The organism is Lactobacillus nasalidis (genome assembly GCF_016587775.1).
Classification (GTDB): domain Bacteria; phylum Bacillota; class Bacilli; order Lactobacillales; family Lactobacillaceae; genus Lactobacillus; species Lactobacillus nasalidis.
This window is the reverse complement of record NZ_BOCG01000144.1, coordinates 1-233: the sequence shown is the minus strand read 5'-3', so window position 1 is coordinate 233 and position 233 is coordinate 1. Positions and strand designations below refer to the sequence as shown.

General features: G+C 54.5%; 1 rRNA gene. It reads right to left on the bottom strand.

Annotation, left to right across the window (positions count from 1 at the left end):
* Positions 1 to 233, bottom strand: a 23S ribosomal RNA gene (locus lacNas_RS02555); the annotation flags it as partial.

The following is a 233-nucleotide window of genomic DNA, read 5'->3' as shown; positions in this document are numbered from 1 at the left end:
GTCTCTCTCGCAGTCAAGCTCCCTTTTACCTTTACACTCTGCGAATGATTTCCAACCATTCTGAGGGAACCTTTGGGCGCCTCCGTTACACTTTAGGAGGCGACCGCCCCAGTCAAACTGCCCGTCAAACACTGTCCTCGGCCTGGTTTACACGCCTGAGTTAGAGCATCCGTCAAGCAAGGGTAGTATCCCAACAGCGCCTCCGATAAGACTGGCGTCCTATCTTCTCCGGC